This window comes from Fructobacillus fructosus KCTC 3544, assembly GCF_001438695.1.
In the GTDB taxonomy this organism is placed as follows: Bacteria; Bacillota; Bacilli; order Lactobacillales; family Lactobacillaceae; genus Fructobacillus; species Fructobacillus fructosus.
On the sequence record NZ_JQBH01000029.1, the window covers coordinates 1 to 1,328 of the forward strand.

Below are 1,328 nucleotides of genomic sequence, written 5' to 3' on the forward strand. Positions count from 1 at the left end.
CTTGGCTACCAGTTAAGGAAAAGATGATGAATGCCGAGAAGAAGCTCAAATCGGCAGGTAATAACATCAAGGTTCAACTCGATAAGTACACAGAAGAGTTGAAGGAAAAGTGGCGGGCTAATATCAATTTGTACATTGAAAGCCAGTATCAAGATACGCCATATAAACCACGGATTCCCATTGATGAAAAGTGGCTTTACAAGAAGAACTTCAATGGCCTTGAGCCAAAGGATAGCTTTATTGATAGTGAGCTAACTCCGGCTATCATGACTGACAAAGCTAACCAAAAGACTGAACAGAATGAAATCAAGATGGTTAAGGAGTTTGCGAGTGAGTTGAATGTTCATCCATCTCCTTACCTCAAGCAACTGGATAGTCATTCACTACCTGAAGTTATTGAAGGTATGAAGTTCGATGTGCGGATGGCTAACCAACAACGAGAAGCGCAGGAAGCGGCGCAACGTGCTGATCGTGAACGGGCTATCTCACAAGCGCAAACAAAGCAAGTTGACGAAGAGACAGGCGAAGTGATTAAGCCTGTTGAAGAACGCTATGACCGTTCATTTAAGGTGTTTGCTTGTACTCGAGATGAGTTGCAAGAGATTGCCGACTTCTTGAATGGTAAGGGTATCCAATTTCAAGGAACTAGTGAAGGTTAGGAGGATTCGGCATGACTGAAACAAAATCAGTATTTAAGACGCTGAGTGAAATTGATGTCAAAGACCATATCGACAAAAAAGGAAACTTTAGTTACTTGTCTTGGCCTTGGGCAATCTCAGAAGTGATGAAACGCTATCCAGATACGACGTATCGTGTTAAGAAGTCAGAAAATGGCGATTTGTATACCGGTAATAATCAATCTGGATTCATGGTGTCTACTGAAGTGACAATCGAAGGCAAGACCCTAGAAATGTGGCTTCCAGTAATGGACATGCGTAACAAATCATTGATGAAGCCAACAACAACTGATGTTAACAAGGCAGTTATGCGCTGCTTGGTCAAAAACTTAGCGATGTTTGGGCTTGGACTTTATATTTACGCTGGAGAAGATTTACCAGATGTAGAGCCTGAAAAAATAACTCCTGAACAGGCTAACATCCTCGATATTACTATCCAAAATGTTGAAAAGGTAACTGGGAAGCCATTACTAAGTTGGTTTACTGAGCAACTTGGTGTTGCGAAGATTAGTGACCTTCCCGAGGACAATTACAAAACAGCCGAAAGGTTTGTTAACGAAACACTAGAAAAGGCAAAGATGAAAGCCGAAGTAAAGAAAGAGAAGGAGCAAACGGCATGATTAACCGAGTTGTATTAACTGGACGATTAAC

2 protein-coding genes are annotated in these 1,328 nt (G+C 41.5%); both read left to right on the forward strand.

What is annotated here, in order from left to right:
- The coding region (locus tag IV71_RS07595) for a DUF1351 domain-containing protein (protein WP_010017868.1) at positions 1 to 659 on the forward strand (659 nt) is incomplete at its 5' end.
- An 11-nt stretch (positions 660 to 670) separates the two neighbouring features.
- The gene (locus IV71_RS07600) at positions 671 to 1,297 is read left to right on the forward strand and encodes a Sak single strand annealing protein (RefSeq protein ID WP_010017870.1); all 627 of its coding nucleotides are present in this window, start codon (positions 671 to 673) and stop codon (positions 1,295 to 1,297) included.
- Positions 1,298 to 1,328 lie beyond the last annotated feature (31 nt).

Coding starts and splice junctions, on each gene's coding strand:
- IV71_RS07600 (WP_010017870.1), top strand. CDS start 671: ATGACTGAAACAAAATCAGTATTTAAGACGCTGAGTGAAATTGATGTC.